This window comes from Stenotrophomonas sp. TWI1183 (genome assembly GCF_039673115.1).
Classification (GTDB): Bacteria; Pseudomonadota; Gammaproteobacteria; order Xanthomonadales; family Xanthomonadaceae; genus Stenotrophomonas; species Stenotrophomonas maltophilia_AA.
In genome coordinates this window covers 1-19,072 of record NZ_JBDJKZ010000031.1, presented here as the reverse complement: position 1 = coordinate 19,072, position 19,072 = coordinate 1, and the positions used below count along the sequence as shown (strand labels likewise).

General features: G+C 66.6%; 10 protein-coding genes and 1 pseudogene. 3 read left to right on the top strand and 8 right to left on the bottom strand.

The window, feature by feature from the left end:
* Positions 1-224 precede the first annotated feature (224 nt).
* From ABE434_RS18505 to ABE434_RS18495, 3 genes are read right to left on the bottom strand one after another with little or no spacing between them, the layout of a single operon-like run.
* On the bottom strand, positions 225-3,398 hold the full coding sequence (locus ABE434_RS18505) for a multidrug efflux RND transporter permease subunit (protein WP_346479837.1): 3,174 nt from the start codon (positions 3,396-3,398) through the stop codon (positions 225-227).
* A gap of 15 nt (positions 3,399-3,413) precedes the next feature.
* Positions 3,414-4,691 (bottom strand): efflux RND transporter periplasmic adaptor subunit, encoded by a 1,278-nt coding sequence (locus ABE434_RS18500; protein ID WP_346479836.1) that lies wholly within the window; start codon positions 4,689-4,691, stop codon positions 3,414-3,416.
* The gene (locus ABE434_RS18495) at positions 4,691-5,350 is read right to left on the bottom strand and encodes a TetR/AcrR family transcriptional regulator (RefSeq protein WP_346479835.1); all 660 of its coding nucleotides are present in this window, start codon (positions 5,348-5,350) and stop codon (positions 4,691-4,693) included. Before ABE434_RS18495 ends, ABE434_RS18500 begins: the two co-directional genes overlap by 1 nt.
* A 347-nt stretch (positions 5,351-5,697) precedes the next feature.
* Here ABE434_RS18495 and ABE434_RS18490 point away from each other — a divergent pair.
* From ABE434_RS18490 to ABE434_RS18480, 3 genes and pseudogenes are all read left to right on the top strand, one after another.
* Positions 5,698-10,590: pseudogene (locus ABE434_RS18490) on the top strand (NAD-glutamate dehydrogenase domain-containing protein); the annotation flags it as partial.
* 348 nt (positions 10,591-10,938) lie between these two features.
* Positions 10,939-11,709, top strand: a complete 771-nt coding sequence (locus ABE434_RS18485; protein WP_176990886.1) for an NAD kinase — start codon at positions 10,939-10,941, stop codon at positions 11,707-11,709.
* A 79-nt stretch (positions 11,710-11,788) separates the two neighbouring features.
* Positions 11,789-12,736, top strand: coding sequence for a 5'-nucleotidase (locus ABE434_RS18480; protein WP_088434636.1), 948 nt, complete (start codon positions 11,789-11,791; stop codon positions 12,734-12,736).
* 73 nt (positions 12,737-12,809) lie between these two features.
* On the opposite strand, the gene ABE434_RS18475 is transcribed toward ABE434_RS18480, so the two are convergent.
* The 5 genes from ABE434_RS18475 to kynU form a co-directional block, all read right to left on the bottom strand.
* The gene (locus ABE434_RS18475; protein WP_346479834.1) at positions 12,810-13,391 is read right to left on the bottom strand and encodes a DUF2939 domain-containing protein; all 582 of its coding nucleotides are present in this window, start codon (positions 13,389-13,391) and stop codon (positions 12,810-12,812) included.
* A gap of 61 nt (positions 13,392-13,452) precedes the next feature.
* Entirely contained in the window at positions 13,453-14,139 is a 687-nt protein-coding gene (locus ABE434_RS18470) for a DUF2461 domain-containing protein (RefSeq protein ID WP_019184359.1), read from the bottom strand.
* Positions 14,136-15,575: an exodeoxyribonuclease I gene (sbcB, locus tag ABE434_RS18465; RefSeq protein WP_346479833.1), complete on the bottom strand. Its 1,440-nt coding sequence runs from the start codon at positions 15,573-15,575 to the stop codon at positions 14,136-14,138. The genes ABE434_RS18470 and sbcB overlap by 4 nt, the downstream gene beginning before the upstream one ends.
* The gene (locus tag ABE434_RS18460; RefSeq protein WP_346479832.1) at positions 15,575-16,942 is read right to left on the bottom strand and encodes an NAD(P)/FAD-dependent oxidoreductase; all 1,368 of its coding nucleotides are present in this window, start codon (positions 16,940-16,942) and stop codon (positions 15,575-15,577) included. The genes sbcB and ABE434_RS18460 overlap by 1 nt, the downstream gene beginning before the upstream one ends.
* A gap of 34 nt (positions 16,943-16,976) precedes the next feature.
* Positions 16,977-18,254, bottom strand: a complete 1,278-nt coding sequence (kynU, locus tag ABE434_RS18455; protein ID WP_346479831.1) for a kynureninase — start codon at positions 18,252-18,254, stop codon at positions 16,977-16,979.
* Between the last annotated feature and the right edge of the window lie 818 nt (positions 18,255-19,072).

The following is a 19,072-nucleotide window of genomic DNA, read 5'->3' as shown; positions in this document are numbered from 1 at the left end:
CAACCAGGCGGTCCTTCCCGGGCGGGCATTCGGAGGAGCCGGCCAGCGGCCGGCACTACCTGCGTCCCAGGCGCGCGTGCATCGCCTGAGCCACACATGGTGTGGCTCTACCCCTCTTGCGCCGCACACAAAAAAGCCCCGGCTCGCGCCGGGGCTTTTGCATTTCAGTGTGACCACCAACGGTGGTCACCTGGCGGTGAGGCAGCCGTGGCTGCCCCTGTGCATCAACGATCCGGACGGTGGGCCGTGTTGGCTTCGCCCTGGCGCTCCAGGAACTCCTTGGACGGTTCGTCCAGCTTGTCGCCCAGCATGCGGCGGACCACCACGAAGAACACCGGGATCATCAGCAGACCCAGGAAGGTGGCGAACACCATGCCGCCGATCACGCCGGTACCGATCGCGTGACGCGCGTTGGCGCCGGCACCGGTGGAGATGGCCATCGGCACCACGCCCATGATGAAGGCGAACGAGGTCATCAGGATCGGACGGAAGCGCAGGCGCGAGGCTTCGATGGTTGCTTCGCGCAGGTTCTTGCCCGCGGCCCGCTGTTCCACCGCGAACTCCACGATCAGGATCGCGTTCTTCGCGGCCAGGCCGATCACCGTGATCAGACCGATCTTGAAGTACAGATCGTTCGGCAGGCCACGTGCCAGCGAGAAGGCTAGCGCGCCGAGAACGCCGAGCGGCACCACCAGCAGCACCGCCACCGGGATCGACCAGCTCTCATACAGCGCGGCCAGGCAGAGGAATACCACCACGATGGACAGCACCAGCAGCAGGGTCGCGGCGTTGCCGGCCAGGATTTCCTGGTAGGACATGCCCGACCAGTCGTAGCCGAAGCCTGCCGGCAGGTCGTCGTTGACGATCCGCTCCATCGCCTGCATCGCCTCGCCCGAGCTGCGCCCGGCCGCCTGCGAACCGACGATGTTGACCGCCGAGTAGCCGTTGTAGCGGCTCAGCGACGGCGGTGCGGACACCCATTCGGACTTCACCACGGTGCTCAGCGGAATCATCGCCTGCGTGCCGTCGGGATTGGTCTGCAGCGTGCTCGGCGTGTAGAAGCTGTTCAACGACTCCGCGCCGGTGCGGTACGGGCCATCGGCCTGCAGGGTCACGCGCTTGATGCGGCCTTCATAGAAGAAGTCGTTGACGTACACCGGGGCCAGCATCAGCTGGATGGTGCTGTACACGTCCGAGACCGACAGGCCCATGGTCTGCGCCTGCACGCGGTCCACGTGCAACTGCAGCTGCGGCGCGTTTTCCAGGCCGTTCGGGCGTACGCCGGTCAGCAGATCGCTTTCCTGCGCGGCCTTGCCGAGCAGGATGTTGCGCGCCTGCGTCAGCTGCTCATAGCCCACGCCGCCACGGTCCTGCAGCCACATGTCGAAGCCGCCGAACTGGCCCAGGCCCTGCACGGTCGGCAGGTTGACCACGAAGATCTGCGCCTCCTTGATGCCGAAGAACGCGCCGTTCATGTTGTTGATGAACTCGGGCACCGTGATGTCACGGTCCGCCCAGGGCTTGAGGCGGATGAAGCCCATGCCCACGTTTTCACCGGAGCCGACGAAGCTGAAACCGGCCACCTGCAGCATGCCTTCGAAGCCATCCTGCTTTTGCAGGATGCCGCGCATCTGGGCGAACGCGTGGTTGGTCTGCGACTTGGTCGAGCCCGGCGGCAGCTGCACGATCGCCAGCGCATAGCCCTGGTCTTCTTCCGGCAGGAAGCTGCCCGGCATGCGCGTGAACAGGAAACCGCACAGCGCGGTCAGCACCACGAACAGGATCATCCAGCGCGGGGCATGCTTCACCGCCGAGGTGATGTGGCCCACGTAGGTGTTGCTGACCTTGTCGTAGTACTTGTTGAAGGTGCGGTAGACGATGTTCGGCTTGTCGTTGTGCGTCGGCTTGAGGAACGTCGCGCACAGCGCCGGGGTGAAGCCCAGTGCCAGGAACGCCGAGAAGGCCATCGCGATGGCGATGGTCAGCGCGAACTGCTTGTAGATCTCACCGGCGGCACCGCCCTGCAGGGCCGACGGAATGAACACCGCGGCCAGCACGACCGTGATTGCGACCACCGCACCGGTGATCTGGGTCATGGCCTTCTGGGTGGCGGCCTTGGGCGGCAGCTTCTCCTCGGTCATGATGCGTTCGACGTTCTCGATCACCACGATGGCGTCATCGACCACGATGCCGATCGCCAGCACCATCGCAAACAGCGTCAGCTGGTTGATGGTGAAGCCGATGATGCTCATGCCCAGGAACGTACCCAGCAGCGCGACCGGGATGACCAGGGTCGGGATCAGGGTGGCGCGGAAGTTCTGCAGGAAGATCAGCATCACCAGGAAGACCAGCGCGACCGCTTCGATCAGGGTCTTCACCACTTCCTCGATCGAGATCTTCACGAAGGTGGTGCTGTCGTACGGCGAGAACCAGCTGACACCGGCCGGGAAGCTCGGCGACAGCTCGTCCATCTTGGCGGTGACCGCGTTGGCCACGTTCAGGGCGTTGGCACCCGGCAGCAGCTGGATCGCGAAGGCACCGGTCGGCTTGCCGTTGTACTGGGTGTCAAAGCCGTAGTTGTTCGCACCGAAGGCGATCCGGGCGATGTCCTTGAGCAGCACGCGCGAGCCGTCGGTATTGGCGCGCAGGATGATGTTCTCGAACTCTTCCGGCGAGCTGAAGCGGCCCTCGGCCGAGACCGTCGCGGTGAAGTAATGTCCTTCCGGCGAGGGATCCGAGCCCAGCGAACCGGCTGCGAACTGCACGTTCTGGTCCTTGATCGCAGCCAGCACCTGGGTGGCGGACAGGCCGTAACCCTGCATCTTTTCCGGGTTGAGCCAGATGTTCATGGCGTACTCGGAACCGAACTGCTGGGTGCTGCCCACGCCGGGGATGCGCGAGATCTGGTCGAGCACGCGCGAACCGACGATGTCGTTGAGGGCATCGCGGTCGATCGACGCGCTGTCGGACTGCAGGGCCACCACCATCAGGAAGCCGGCGTTGGCCTTGGCCACCACGACACCCTGCTGGGTCACTTCGGTCGGCAGGCGAGGGGTCGCCAGCGAGACCTTGTTCTGCACCTGGACCTGGGCGATATCGGCATCGGTGCCGGTCTCGAAGGTCAGGGTGATGGTGACGCGTCCGTTGGAGGCCGAGGAGGAGCTGAAGTACAGCAGGTGATCGATACCGGTCAGCTGCTGCTCGATCACCTGGGTGACCGACTTTTCGGCGGTGTCGGCGCTGGCGCCGGGGTAGGTGGCGCTCACCGTCACCTGGGGAGGTGCGATGCTCGGGTAGGACTCCACGCCCAGACCCAGGATCGAGATCACGCCTGCAAGCGAGATCAGGATCGCGACCACCCAGGCGAATACCGGGTGTTCAATGAAAAATTTAGGCATGACGGAGGATTCCCGTTATTGCTTGTTCGGTTCGGCAGCCGGAGCGGCGTCGGACGTGTCGGCGGCGGCATCGGCCGGGGCGGCAGCGGCATCGGGCTTGGCGGCAGCCGCCGGAGCGGCCCCTGCCGGAGCAGCACCCGCCGGCGCCTGGCCATTGCCGTTGCCGGCGGCCGGGTTCCACGGGGCGGCCTTGGCCGGCTCGCCTTCCTTGACCTTCTGCACGCCGGCCACGATGACCTGGTCGCCGGCATCCAGCCCGCCACTGACCAGCCAGTTGCTGCCCTGCTGGCCTTCACTCTTCACGTTCTTGCGGATGACCTTGCCGTCCTTGCCCACGACCAGCACATAGCCGCCGGTGGTGTCGCGCTGCAGCGCCTGCAGCGGCACCAGGTAGGCGTTGTTGCGCTCACCCAGGGTCGCCTGGAAGCTGACGAAGGCGCCCGGCAGCAGGATCTGCTGCGGGTTCGGCAGCACCGCGCGCAGCGAGACCGCGCCGGTGGCCGGATCGACCGTGGTCGAGGAGAAGTCCAGCGTGCCCGGCTGGTCGTAGACCGTGCCGTCGGCCAGCTTCACCTGCACGGTGGACTTGCCGTCCCCGCTCAGGGCCAGTGCGCCCTTGGCCTGGGCCGCGCGCATCTGGGTCAGCTCATCCACGCTCATCGAGAAGTTCACGTACAGCGGGTCGAGCTGGTCCACGGTGGTCAGCAGGGTCACATCACCCTGGCCAACCAGCGCACCTTCGGTGACCTGCTGCTTGCCGGCGCGGCCGCTGATCGGCGAGCGCACTTCGGCATACCCGAGGTTGATCCGCGCGCTGGCCAGCGAGGCCTGGGCCTGCTGCACGGCGGCAGCCGCGGTGCGCTCGGTGGCTTCGGCGGCATCCAGGTCGGACTTGGAGACGTAGGCCTGCGGCGCCAGCGAGCGGGCGCGGTTGGCGGCGGCCTTGGCGTTGGCGGCGGTAGCCTGCGCCGAGGCCAGCTCGGCCTGGGAGGCATTGAGGGCAGCCTGCAGCGGTGCCGGGTCGATCAGGAACAGCACCTGGCCTTCCTTCACGTCCGAGCCTTCCTGATACACGCGCTTGAGCAGCACGCCCGGGACGCGGGCACGCACGTCGGCGCTGCGGAACGGCGACAGACGGCCGACCAGCTCGCGCTGCAGCGGCAGGGTCTGCGGCTTGGCCTCGATCACGCCCACCTCCGGCGGCGGCGGGGCCTGCTGCTCTTCCTTCTTGCAGGCGGTCAACGCAAAGGCGACTGCGCACGTCAGGGCAAGGGTGCGGAGTGGGGCGATCATCAGGAGAAGCTCCGGTGTTGGTTTGAATGCGAAGCCGTGGCGGCTTCGGGCGCAGCGAAGGCGCGCAGGAAGCTGTCGACGGAGAATTCTGCCCAGCGGCGGCGCACGGCGGCGTCATCGCGGTGGGGGATGTGGAAACGCTGTTTCTCGAAATCCAATCCGGCGATCATGCTCAATAGCAGTTCAGCCATGAAGTGCGGGTCGTCATGCCTCAATTGGCCCTGGGCGGCCCGTGTTGCCAGCCATTCAGAAACATGAAGCGCCAGTGCCCCGGCGCCGTCCTGGTAAAGGGTACGGGCTTCCTGGGGGAACTGGCTGGATTCGGTTGCGATCAGCCGCCGGGCCTGGACCACGTGCGGTTGATTGAAATGGTCCAGGTAGTCGTTGGCGAACTGCAGCAGGCTGCCACGCAGGTCATCACCATCGAGTGAGCGCAGCCCGGCGGTGGCGCGGCAGACATGCCGCTGCATCACCCGCCTGAGCAGTTCCTGCTTGCTGCCGTAGCGGCTGTAGAGCGTCTGCTTGGAGCAGCCCGCGTGCTGGGCCACCGCATCCATGCTCAATTGCATGCCCTGGCTGGCCAGCAGTTCGCGCACGGCATCGAACACGCGGTGATCGCGCGCGTCCAGGGTGCTGGCGGCGGGGTGTGGGGGAGTCACGCGGTGGACTATACCGTCCAGTTCAGAATTGTAGAAGCCTTGTTTTTCCGCGGCGTTTGATACCCGACGTCACGTTGCAATGGAAGCGGTCGATGCTGCGCTATGTCAAATCCCGAGGCGCGCGTCCGTACTCGGCCGAATTGGCATCGCCGATGTAAACGCCACCCAACCCGAATGATCTTATTCCGTCCTGCAGCAAGGTATTTCTGTGCGGTAGGCCTACAATTTCATTTTCCCAACTGAGCATCACGCACCGCTCCGTCATGAAACCGCAAAAACCAGCAGCCAAGACCGTGAAAAACAAATCCAAACCAGCCGATACGCAGACTGTTTCGCCAGTGGGCTTCTCGCTGGAGCCGGTGTACACGGCCTTGCGCAAGCGCTACCCGTCGGCCGGGCAGGCCGAGGCAGTGGCTTTTGCCGCCGACTTCTACAAGCGCATGGAGGCGGACGAGTTCCCGCACCACAGCGCGGAGGAGTGGGCTGCACTGGCAGCGGACACGCTGGAATTCGCGCGTGTGCGCAAGTCCGGCAAGGCCAACGTCCGCGTGTTCAACCCGACGCTGAAGAGCAACGGGTGGGAGTCGCCGCATACGGTGCTGCAGATCGTCAACGACGATATGCCGTTCCTGGTGGACACCGTCACGATGTCGCTGGCCGAGCATGGCGTCGGCGTGCACGTGCTGGGTCACCCGGTGATCCGCTTCGCGCGTGACAAGGCCGGCAAGCTGACCGGTGTGAGCGACGGCACCGCCGAATCGGTGATGCTGCTGGAGATCGACCGCCAGCCGGCCGAGGCCATGGCCGACGTCGAGAAGGCGATCATCAAGGCGCTGGACGAGGTGCGTGCCATCGTCCGCGATTGGGACGCGATGCGTGCCAAGGCGCAGAGCCTGGCCGACGACCTGGGCAGCCGGCAGCTGCCGGTCGATGCCGCGTCGCGCGCCGAAGCACAGGAGTTCCTGCGCTGGGCCGCCGACAACCACTTCACCTTCTTCGGCTACCGCGAATACCGCGTGGAGAAGCAGGGCAAGGAAGACGTGCTGGCGCCGCTCAACGACACCGGCCTGGGCCTGATGCGCGGGCAGGACAAGTCCGCTGCACGCCCGGTCAAGACGCTCGCCGCGCAGGGTCTCAATGCCACCACCGGCCTGAAGGACGCGCTGATCCTGACCAAGACCAATGCCCGTTCGCGCGTGCATCGCTCCGGTTACATGGATTACATCGGCGTGCTGGAATTCGACGCCAAGGGCAAGATCATCGGCGAGCAGCGCTTCCTGGGCCTGTTCACCTCCAGCGCCTACAACCGCCGCCCGTGGGAAATCCCGCTGGTGCGCCAGCGCCACGAATACGTGATGAGCAAGTCCGGCCTGGCGCCGAGCAGCCACAGCGGCAAGGCGCTGCGCCACATCCTGGAAACCCTGCCGCGCGAAGAACTGTTCCAGTCCAGCGAGGACGAACTGTTCCGCACCGCCATGGGCGTGCTGGGCCTGCAGGAGCGCGTGCGCAGCCGCCTGTTCCTGCGCCGCGACAAGTACAGCCGTTTCATCTCCGCGCTGGTGTACCTGCCGCGCGAACGTTTCAACACCGATGTGCGCCTGCGCATCGAAGCGATGCTCAAGGACGCCCTGCAGGGCGAGTACGTGGACAGCTCGGTGGTGCTCGGTGAGTCGCCGCTGGCCCAGGTGCACCTGATCGTGCGTCCGAAGGCAGGCCAGACCCTGGAAGTGGACACCAGCGAACTGGAGCAGAAGCTGGCCCAGGTGCTGCGCAACTGGCAGGACGATCTGCGCGAAGCGCTGGTCGCCCGCCACGGTGAAGGCGAAGGCCTGCGCATCGCCGCGCGTATCGGCAAGGCGCTGCCGGCCGGTTACATCGAAGATTCCAGCACCGAGATCGCCGCCAACGACGTCAGCCAGCTGGATGCGCTGACCGGTCCGGACGATCTGCGCCTGAGCCTGCAGGCCGTGCATCGCGAAGAAGGCGATGGCCTGCGCCTGAAGCTCTATCGCCAGCTGGACGACATTCCGTTGTCGGACGCGCTGCCGATGATGGAAAACATGGGCCTGCGCGTGATCTCCGAGCGTCCGTACCGCCTGACGGTCGATAACGCCCCGGTGTACGTGCAGGACTTCGAAGTGGAATCGGTGGCCGGTGCGATCGATGCGCCGAGCGTCGATGCCGCCTTCGGTGAAACCTTCGCCCGCGTGTGGCACGGCGATGCCGAGAACGACGGCTTCAACCGCCTCGTGCTCGCCGCCGGCCTGCACTGGCGCCAGGTCGCGATGCTGCGTGGCTACTGCAAGTACCTGCTGCAGACCGGCGTGCCGTTCTCGCAGGCCTACGTGGAAGGTACCTTCACCCGTTACCCGCTGCTGGCCCGCCTGCTGGTGGAGCTGTTCGAAGCCCGCTTCGATCCGGCCACCGGCCACGAGAGCAAGGACGCGATCGCCGAGGGCCAGGCCCAGCTGCGTTCGCACCTGACCGTGCTCGCCGGCGGTGACGAAGCCACCCTGAAAGTGCTCAAGACCGTGGTCGATGCGCGCAAGGGCGACCGCACCGTGCAGATGGATGCCGCGCGCGATGCGCTGCTGAAGCTGATGGACCGCGTGTCCAGCCTCGATGAGGACCGCATCCTGCGCAGCTTCATGGGCGTGATCGATGCGACCCTGCGCACCAGCTACTACCAGACCGATGCCGAGGGCCGTCCGGGCCACGTCATCAGCTTCAAGTTCGATTCGGCGCTGGTGCCGGACCTGCCCAAGCCGCGCCCGTACCGCGAAATCTTCGTGTATGGCCCGCGCGTGGAAGGTACCCACCTGCGCTTCGGTGCCGTCGCCCGTGGCGGCCTGCGCTGGTCGGACCGTCGCGAAGACTTCCGCACCGAGGTGCTTGGCCTGGTCAAGGCACAGATGGTCAAGAACACCGTGATCGTGCCGGTCGGCGCGAAGGGCGGCTTCTTCGCCAAGATGCCGCCGGTCAACGGCGACCGTGATGCGGTGTTCGCCAACGGCGTGGCCTGCTACAAGCTGTTCATCCAGGGCCTGCTGGACATCACCGACAACATCGTCAACAACAAGATCGTGCCGCCGGTGGACGTGGTCCGCCACGACATGGACGACCCGTACCTGGTGGTGGCGGCCGACAAGGGCACCGCCACGTTCTCCGACATCGCCAACGGCCTGGCCGTGGCGCACGGCTTCTGGATGGGCGACGCGTTCGCCTCCGGTGGCTCGGTCGGTTACGACCACAAGGGCATGGGCATCACCGCACGCGGTGCGTGGGAGTCGGTCAAGCGCCACTTCCGTGCGCTGGGCCGTGACAGCCAGAGCCAGGATTTCACCGCGGTCGGCGTGGGCGACATGTCCGGCGACGTGTTCGGCAACGGCATGCTGCTGTCGCGCCACATCCGCCTGGTCGCTGCGTTCGATCACCGCCACATCTTCCTGGACCCGAACCCGGATGCGGCCACGACCTTCGTCGAGCGCGAGCGTCTGTTCACCGTGCCGCGCTCCAGCTGGGCCGATTACGATGCCAAGCTGATCAGCAAGGGCGGCGGCGTGTACCCGCGTACGCTGAAGTCGATCGAGATCACCCCGCAGGTCCGTGAGGTACTCGGCCTGGACGAGGGCATCAAGTCGATGACCCCGAACGACCTGATGAGCGCGATCCTGAAGTCGCCGGTGGACCTGCTGTGGAACGGCGGCATCGGTACCTACGTCAAGGCGGCCAGCGAGCAGCACAGCGATGTCGGCGATCGTGCCAACAACGCGCTGCGCGTCAATGGCGGCGAGCTGCGCTGCAAGGTGGTGGGCGAGGGCGGCAACCTGGGCATGACCCAGCTGGGCCGCATCGAAGCCGCCCAGGCCGGCGTGCTGCTCAACACCGACTTCATCGACAACTCGGCCGGTGTGGACACCTCCGATCACGAAGTCAACATCAAGATCCTGCTCAATGACGTGGTGCGGGCCAAGAAGTTGACCGTCGAACAGCGCAACAAGCTGCTGGCCTCGATGACCGACGAAGTGGCCGCGCTGGTGCTGATGGACAACTACCGTCAGAACCAGGCGCTGAGCCTGATGGAACGCATGGCGGTCAAGCGCCTGGGGTCCAAGCAGCACTTCATCCGCACGCTGGAACAGCAGGGCCTGCTGGACCGCCAGATCGAGTACCTGCCCTCGGATGCGGAACTGTCCGCACGCAAGGCGCGTGGCCAGGGCCTGACCCGTCCGGAACTCTCGGTGCTGTTGTCGTACTCCAAGCTGGTGGCCTTCCAGCAGCTGCTCGAGTCGGACATTCCGGAAGATCCGTACCTGTCCAAGGAACTGCAGCGCTACTTCCCCACGCCGCTGCAGAAGAAGTACGCCGATGCGATGGAGCGTCACCGCCTGAAGCGCGAGATCATCGCCACGGCCGTGACCAACCAGACCATCAACCGCATGGGCGCCACCTTCCTGATGCGCATGCAGGAAGACACCGGCCGCACCGTGGCCGAGGTCGCCAAGGCGTACACGATCAGCCGTGAAACGCTGGACGCACGCGCCCTGTGGGCACAGATCGACGCCCTCGACGGCACCCTGCCGGAGTCGGTGCAGATCGACGCGCTGGAAGTGATCTGGAAGCTGCAGCGTTCGTTCGTACGTTGGCTGCTCTCGCGTCCGGGCGCCATGCCGGGCATCACCGAGGCCGTCAACCGCTACCAGGCGGCGTTCAACGACATCCGCGACGCCTCGGGCGTGCTGCCGGATTCGCAGCGCCCGGCCTACGAGGCGAGCGTGCAGGAGTGGAAGGACAAGGGCCTGCCGCCGGCGTTGTCGCAGCAGCTCTCGGAACTGCAGTTCCTGGAGCCGGCGTTCGACATCATCGAACTGGCCCGGACCCGCAAGCTCAAGCCGGTGGACGTCTCCAAGGTCCACTTCCGCCTGGGCGACGCCCTGCAGCTGCCGTGGCTGTTCGAGCAGATCGACGCGCTGGAGGTCAACGGCCGCTGGCACGCCGTGGCCCGTGGCGTGCTGCGCGACGAGCTGGCCGCCCACCATCGCAACCTGGCTGCCCAGGTCCTGTCGATGAAGGGCAGCAGCGCCGAAGCCAAGGTCGCCGCCTGGATGGGGCGCGATGACAGCAGCCTGCGCTTCACCCTGGCGATGCTGGCCGAGCTGGCCGAACAGAAGACCCTGGACTACCCGACCGTCTCGGTCGCGGTCCAGCGCCTCGGTCAGCTGGCCTCGCACGGCGCGTAAGCATGGTGCGTGAGCGCATTCGCGCTGACGCCCCACGGTTTGCCCTGCAAACCGTGGGCCCCATGCAAACCATGCCTCCAGACCCCCGCGCCTTCGGCGCGCCCCCCTGACTCAGGGGGGCTCTGCTCCAGAGGGATGGGCGGGGTCTGGTAACGGCATTGCATGAGAAACACACGGCTCCGCTTCGGCGGGGCCGTTTTTTCATGTCGGTTCCCGGCATCCGGTAGGTACCGACCGTTGGTCGGTGCGGACGCCGACATGACCGGCGCCCCACGCCACGACCCACGGTCGTGGCCTACCCGGGACGTGGCGGGTATGCTCTGGCGAACCCGCCCCACCGGATGTTTGATGAGCGCTTCCCCCCGTATCGCCTTCCTGGCCAGTTCCACCGAAGCGGCGCAGCTCGCCTTGGCACAGATGCGGGCCCGCTATGGCGACTACACGCCCGAGCAGGCCGAGGTGCTGTGTCCGCTCGGGGGCGATGGCTTCCTGCTGCAGGCGCTGCATCGCTACGGCGCGCTGGGCAAACCGGTGTTCGGGATGAAGCTGGGCACGGTGGGGTTCCTGATGAACCAGTTCCGTGATGACGACCTGCCGGCGCGCCTGGCCGCGGCCGAGCCGGCCAACCTGCGCCCGCTGGAGATGCTCGCGCTGACCGAATCCGGCACGACCACCGGCTCGCTGGCCTACAACGACGTCTCGTTGTTGCGCCAGACCCGCCAGGCCGCCCACATCGGCATCGACCTCAATGGACAGGAACGCGTGGCCGAGCTGATCGGTGACGGGGTGCTGGTCGCCACCCCGGCCGGCAGCACCGCGTACAACTACTCCGCACACGGCCCGATCCTGCCGCTGGGCTCGCACACCATCGCGCTGACCCCGTTGGCCCCGTACCGTCCGCGCCGCTGGCGCGGGGCGATCCTCAAGGCCGACACCGAAGTGCGGTTCCGCGTGCTCGACCCCTACAAACGCCCGGTCAGTGTCACCGCCGATTCGCATGAAACCCGCGATGTGGTGGAAGTGACCATCCGCGAATCGCGCGAGCGCCGCGTCACCATGCTGTTCGACCCGGAACACAATCTGGAAGACCGGATCCTGAGCGAGCAGTTCATGTTCTGACGGCGCACGGCCGTGGTGGCCATGCTCTGTGGGAGAATGGCTGGCCGGCCGCTGCGGCCGCATTGGATTGCTGATTGCCATGGGCGACAACACCCCCCGCTTGCTGACCGTTGCCGTGACCTCGCGGGCCCTGTTCGATCTGGAAGAGGGCCACGCGCTGTTCGAGGCCGAAGGCGTCGATGCCTATGCCGAGTACCAGCGCAAGCACGAGGACGATGTGCTGCGCCCCGGCGTGGCCTTCCCGGTGGTGCGCAAGCTGCTCGCGCTCAACCAGGGCCAGTCGCCGGAACAGCCGCGGGTGGAAGTGATCCTGCTCTCGCGCAATTCGGCCGATACCGGCCTGCGCATCTTCAATTCGATCCAGCACTACGACCTGGGCATCATCCGCGCGACGTTCACCGCGGGCGAGCCGACCTGGCCGTATGTGAAGCCGTTCGGCACCGATCTGTTCCTGTCGGCCAACCCGGAGTCGGTGCGCCGCGCGCTGCTGCACGGCATCGCCGCCGCGACCATCCTGCCCAAGCCACCGGGCGAGACCATTGCTGCGGCCGAACAGGTCGATCTGGGCCGTCCGCTGGGCCAGCTGCGCATCGCCTTCGATGGTGATGCGGTGATCTTTGGTGACGAGAGCGAGCGCATTTCGCGCGAGCAGGGGGTGGAAGCCTTCGGGCGCCATGAGCGCGAGAACGCCCGCGAACCGCTCAGCGGCGGTCCGTTCCGCAACTTCCTCTCGGCCCTGCACACCCTGCAGGCGGTGTTCCCGTCGGGCGAGGATGCGCCGATCCGCACCGCTCTGGTGACCGCGCGCTCGGCGCCGGCGCACGAGCGCGTGATCCGCACCCTGCGCGAATGGGGCGTGCGCCTGGATGAAGCGTTGTTCCTCGGCGGCCGCCACAAGGGGCCGTTCCTGGAAGCCTTCGGTGCGGACATCTTCTTTGACGATTCGCAGCACAACATCGACAGCGCGCTGCAGCACCAGAGCGTGGCGGCCGGCCATGTGCCGCATGGTGTCGCCAACGACGGTTGATGCGCCACCCGGAGGTGCGTGGGCCCATGTACCCACCAATGGTGGCGCCGATGTACCCACCAACGGTGGGTACCTACCGGATCGGGAGGGCCGACGGGGCGGTGGTCTCGGGATTCAATGGCAGCCGGATGTCGACGAGTCGCCAGCGCAGGCCCGAACGCTGCAGGACGAACACCACCGGCGCGCCCTGCGGGGTGTGGGTGGTAGCGGTAAAGCGCGACAGCGACTCGAAACGATGGGTGGCACCGTTCAGCGGCCGCGCCGGTCGTGGCGCCGCGTAGGCATCGTTGCTGGGGCTGTCCAGGTCGTTGCTGGCGCGCTTCCACAGGGTGTGGCCCTCGAGCAGGGCGCCGATGCCGGTCGGGGTCACCAGCGCATCCACGGCGGTCGCGCTGAGGCGGTCACCGGCCGAGAGCAGCAGCGCACCGAACAGGCTGGACTGCAGGTCCGGCCCGGCGCGGCGCACCACGTAGTCGCTCAGCTGCGCGCGCAGGTTGGCGCGCAGCATCGGGAAGTCCACGTAGCGGTCGAGCTTGGCGGTATCGCGCTGTTCGATCGCGCGGCTGAGGCCATGCACGGTCACATAGGGGCCGCTGAACACGATGCCCGCCAGCACCACCAGCAGGACGACCGTCAGCCAGAGCAGTTTTTTCATCGGATCTGCCTTGCAGTGTTGGCGCCCAGCTTGCCGCAGCCGGCGTCAGCGCACGTGAAGCTCAGAATTCCAGGTCCAGCGCCGCGCACAGGTAATCCACGAACGGGGCCAGCGTGACCAGATCGGCTGCGATGGTCTGGCGCAGTCGCGGCCCGGTCATCGTGGCGTCGTCCAGCGAGCGCCAGAACACCCAGTTGCGGTGCTTGAGATCGTCGATGAACTCGAAATCCGGTTCGAACCCGCGCGGGGCGCGCACCAGTTTTTCGCTTTCCTCGAAATCGAATTTCTTCCGCAGCACCGGCGAATGCGCGGCGGCCTTCCAGCTGCCCGGGTTGTCGACGATGAAATGCCGCACCTTGCGCTGCGTGGCCGGCTCGGGATGCCACAGGCCGGCGCCGACGAAGCTCTCGCCCGGCTGCAGGTGGATGTAGAACGACGGCGCCGGCACCTGCTTGCGCCGCTCATGGAACAGGCGTGCACCCTGCCAGCTCTTGTAGGGCGACTTGTCGTTGGAGAAGCGCGCATCGCGGTAGATGCGGAACAGCGAACCGCCCACGGTGCGCGGATCGGCACGGAAGTGCTCGCTGACCGCGGCCAGGTCCGGCTGCAGATCGGTGATCAGGCGCAGGAACGGCTGGCGGACGTGCTCTTCGTACTTCGGCTTGTGCTCGTTGAACCAGGTCTTGTCGTTGTTGCGGGCCAGGCCACGCAGGAAGGTGAAGGTGGCCGGGCTGAAATACGTGCTCATAGGCTGCTCTGCAGGTGGGTGCCCCAGTCACGCAGCTGCTGGAGCAGGGCGAGCTTGCCGGCATCGTCGGCGTGCTCCGCGGCCAGTGCATCCAGCTGCGCGGTGAACTGCGGCAGGGTCTGTTCGCCCAGCGACGCATCGCCGAGCAGGCGCTGGCGACGATAATCGTTCCAGCGTGAGCGCTCGGTGGTGTCCAGGGTGTCGAGGTGGTTGCGGGCGCGGTAGCGGAACAACAGCTCGGGCATGCGCGGGTCGCGCAGGCGCTCGGCGAAGCTGGCCAGTTCCGCGGGCGGGCTGGTGCGGATGCGCGACATCAGGGATTTGTCGCCGTCGGCGAGGAAGCCGTCGTACAGCGAGGCGTCCACATCGCTGGGGGCCAGCGTGCGCTCGCCCGAGTACACCTGGCGGACCTTCTCGGCCAGCGCGGGGCCGATCTGGCGCAGACGCTCGGCCTTGGCCTCGATCGCGGCCGGGTCGAGGCCCAGGCGGGCATGGTCGGCCGGGCGCAGGTGGTTCCAGGCGACCAGCGCCGGCACCTTGTTGAGGTGCACTTCCTTGAGCGGCACGCGCTGCTCGCCTTCGGCCATGTCGGCGGCACGGGTGTACAGGCGCGCGGCGATGGTTTCCGGGGTCAGCTCGAGCAGCGGCTCGATATCGCCGTCCAGGTCGAGCGCGATGATGCGGTTGTTGATGAAGGGATGGCGCGCCAGTGGCAGCACCGGCGCGGCGCACATGCGCTGGGCCGGGTAGCGCATCGAGATGTGCAGCACCGGCTGCATCGCGTCCACATCCAGCAGGCTGCCGACGAATCGCTTGTCGCGCAGTTTCAGCGCGTAGTCCCACAGGCGTGGCTGGGCCTGCTTGAACAGCTTCGCCAGACCGATCGTCGCGTACACGTCGGACAACGCTTCATGTGCGTCGCCCTGGCGGACGTTGTTGGCCGTGGCCAGGTGCTCGAGCTTGAACGAGGTCGCGCCGTCCTCACGCTGCGGCCAGACGATGCCGTCCGGGCGCAGCGCGTGCAGCAGCCGCATCATGTCCAGCAGGTCCCAGCGCGAGTTGCCGTTGCGCCACTCGCGCTCGTACGGATCGTAGAAGTTGCGGAACAGCCCGTGGCGGACGAACTCATCGTCGAAGCGCAGGGTGTTGTAGCCCAGCGAGCAGGTGCCCGGCCGCGCCATCAGATCGTTGATGCGCGAGAACGCCTCGGCTTCGCTGATGCCTGCCTGCAGCGCGTGCTGCGGGGTGATCCCGGTGATCAGGGTGGCGATCGGCGAGGGCAGCAGGTCGTCGGCCGGTTTGACGTAGAAGCTGACCGGTTCATCGATGATGTTCAGATCGGCATCGGTGCGGATACCGGCGAACTGCGCGATGCGCGTGCGGCGCGGGTCCTGGCCGAAGGTCTCCAGGTCGTAGAACAGGAAGCTGTCGGCCATCAGTGCGCACCCTCCAGGACAGGCAGTTCTTCGTGTACCAGACGCTCGAGCGCGGCCCAGTCGATATGCGCCAGGCTGTCGTGCCCGGCAGTGGCGTCTTCGAGCATGCGTCGCTGCAGCTCGGTGCGCGCCAGCGCAACGGCATATGGCGTACGCAGGAAGGTGACCATCGTGTAATGCGGCACGAAGCGGGTCGGCCAGCGCGCCTGCAGCGCCTGTTCCAGTTCGCGCTGCAGCAGGAACTGCGGATCGGCCACGCGGTCGCGCATCTCCAGGTAGTTCTCCAGCGCCATCTGCTGGATCGCTTCGGCATTCGGCTTGCGGTCGGCCTCGAATGCGGCGAACGCCTCGCCCAGCGAGTCCTGCTCCAACAGGTGGGCCGCGAGTGCGATGCAGTCTTCGAACGCGCAGTTCATGCCTTGGCCGTGGAACGGCACCATCGCGTGCGCGGCATCGCCGATCAGGACCGCGCGGCCCTTCATGTGCCAATGCGTGAGGTGCAGCGTGCCGAGCAGGCCGGGCGGGTGCTGCTCCCAATCGCGGCGCAGGTTCGGGATCAGCGCCAGCGCATCGGGGAAGTCGCGCGCGAACAGCGCTTCGGCCTCGGCGCCGCTGTTGGTGGTGGCAAAGCTCGGGTCGCCTTCGTTGGGCAGGAACAGCGTGACCGTGAACGTGCCTTCGTCGTTCGGCAGCGCGATGCACATGTAGTGCCCGCGCGGCCAGATGTGCAGTGCATTGGCCTCGATCCGGAAACCACCGTCATCGGTCGGCGGGATTTCCAGTTCCTTGTAAGAGTGGTCCAGGAAGTCGATGCGCTCATCCAGCGGCTGCTTGCGGTTCATCGCTGCGCGCAGCGCCGAGCCGGCCCCGTCGGCACCGATCAGGGTATCGAAGCGGATGTCGTGCGGCTGGTCGTCGCGGTCATCGATGAAACGCGCGTAACCGGCATCGAAATCCACGGTGTGCAGGCGGCGGTGGAAGTGCACGGTCGCGCCTGCATCCTCGGCCAGCTGCAGCAGGGTGGTGTTGAGGTCCTTGCGGTGGATCGACCAGATCACTTCGCTGTCATCGCGCCCGTAGCGCTGCAGCTGCGGTTCGCCCTCGCGCGGGTGGATCATGCGCCCGCGCATCATCACCGCCTTGGCCATGACCGCGTCTTCGACACCGGCCTGGCGCAGCGCGTGGCGGCCACGCTCGGCCAGGGCCAGATTGATCGAACGGCCGGACTCGTAATCGCTCACGCGCGGGTCGCCGCGGCGCTCATACAAGGTGATCTGCCAGCCCTGGCGGGACAGCAGGATGGCCAGCAGTGAACCGGCCAGACCTGCGCCGATGATGCTCAGCGAGCGGGAGGGGGTAGCGATCAAGGCGATATCCGTGGGGGCGGGGAGGGCGGTCGGATCAGAGACCGGCCCAGGCTTCCACTTCCTCGACGAAGTGGTGCAGGTCGAGGTAGCGGTTGTAGAGCGGTGTCGGCGAGATGCGGATCACGTCGGGCTCGCGCCAGTCACCGAGCACGCCCACGGTCTGCAGGTACTCGAACAGGCTGCGGCCACGTTCGCGGCCACCGGCCACGCGCAGCGAGAGCTGGCAGCCACGGCGCTCGGGTTCGGACGGGGTCAGCACCTCGAGCACGCCGGACAGGCGGGCACGCACGAGGGCATCGAGCATGCCGGTCAGGCGCAGCGACTTGGTGCGCAGCGCCTCGATGCCACCGGCTTTGTCGACGACGTCCAGCGCGGCGCGCAGCGGCGCCAGCCCCAGCACCGGCGGATTGCTGAGCTGCCAGCCTTCGGCACCGACGGCGGGCACGAACTGCGGCGCCATCTTGAAGCGGGTGGCTTCCTCATGGCCCCACCAGCCGGCGAAACGCGGCAGCGTGGCATCGCGATGATGGCGTTCGTGCACGAAGCAGCCGGCGACGGCGCCTGGGCCGGCGTTGAGGTATTTGTAATGGCACCACACGGCGAAATCCGGGGCGATGTCGTGCAGCGCGAGCGGCACGTTGCCGACGGAGTGCGCAAGATCGAAACCGATCCGCGCACCCTGCAGGCGGGCCACGCGGGTGATGGCCTCCAGATCGAAGACCTGGCCGCTGCGGTACTGCACGCCGGGCCACAGCACCAGCGCCAGGCGCGGGCCGTGTTCGGTGATGGCGCGTTCGATGGCCTGCAGCGAGATGGTGCCGTTGGGCTCATCGGGCTGCACTTCGATCAGGTCGGTATCCGGATGGAAGCCGTGGAAGCGGATCTGCGATTCCACCGCGTGCCGATCGGTCGGGAAGGCACCGGCTTCCATGAGGATGGCGGGGCGTTCGGACGTAGGCCGGTAGAAGCTGACCATCATCAGGTGCAGGTTGACGCTGAGGGTGTTCATCGCCACGACTTCGCTGGGCAGGGCACCGACGACGCGGGCGAGCTGTTCGCTGACCAGGCGGTGGTAGTGCAGCCACTGGGTGTCGCCGGTGAAGTGGCCTTCCACGGCCAGCGCGGCCCATTTGTCCATGACTTCCTGGACGGCAGCCCGGGCACCGCGCGGCTGCAGGCCCAGCGAGTTGCCGACGAAGTAGGTCTGGTCGCGGTGGTTGTGCTGCGGGAAGACGAATTCGTTGCGCAGGGCGCGCAGCGGATCGGCGGCGTCCAGGGCAACGGCATGGGTGCGGCTGAGGATCTCGGACATGGTGCAACCGGCGGTGTCAGTGAACCGACAGTTTATCCGGGTGGTGGGGGTGTGGGCTGAATCTGGCTTGCGGTGCTGATTTGGCTGGGCTGGTGGCTGGCAGCTGGTGCTCAAGGCGGAAGGCGGAGCCAAAGCCAAAGCCAAAGCCAAAGCCAAAGCCAAAGCGTACGGAGTGACGTTCCAGTGTACGGGTCGGTGTGGGTGGGTCTGCTGGACCCGCCGCAAGTACGTCCATGTAGGCTCGTAGTGCGGCATCCATGCCGCACACGGTCCTGCAGACCCACCCACACCGACCCGCTGACAGTTGGCTGGGGCGCATGGAAAAGGCGGGGGGGGCTATGCCTTGGACTGTTCTGCGCTGCAGCTTGAAGGTCAGGGTGGGCGAGCGAAGAGCGGTGGATTGTCGCTCGACTCGTCTCAGCTGAGAACCAGCCGGCTGCGGTCATGCGCAACGGCCGTATGTGCTCCCCCATTAGCCGGTATTTCCTTCAGCTTTCGCCGCTGACTTGGGTGCAGGCGAGAGCGGTGATGCCAGCGCTGTTGATCTTGCTTCTGCGGTTTCACTGCAGTTGCTACGTCGCCGTCGCCGTCGCCGTCGCCGGAGTGAGAGCAGCAGTTGACTCTGTTTTTTCCCATGCGTACCGACGCAGTGTGGATGGGTCGGTGGGGGTGGGTTTCCGGGACCGTGTGCGGCATGGATGCCGCACTACGAGCCTACATGGACGTACTTGCGGCGGGTCCCGGAAACCCCCCCCCCCCGGCCCCCATACAGGCCAATCAAGCGCCGCGTTGGGTTAAGTTAGCCCGCCCCCGAGACA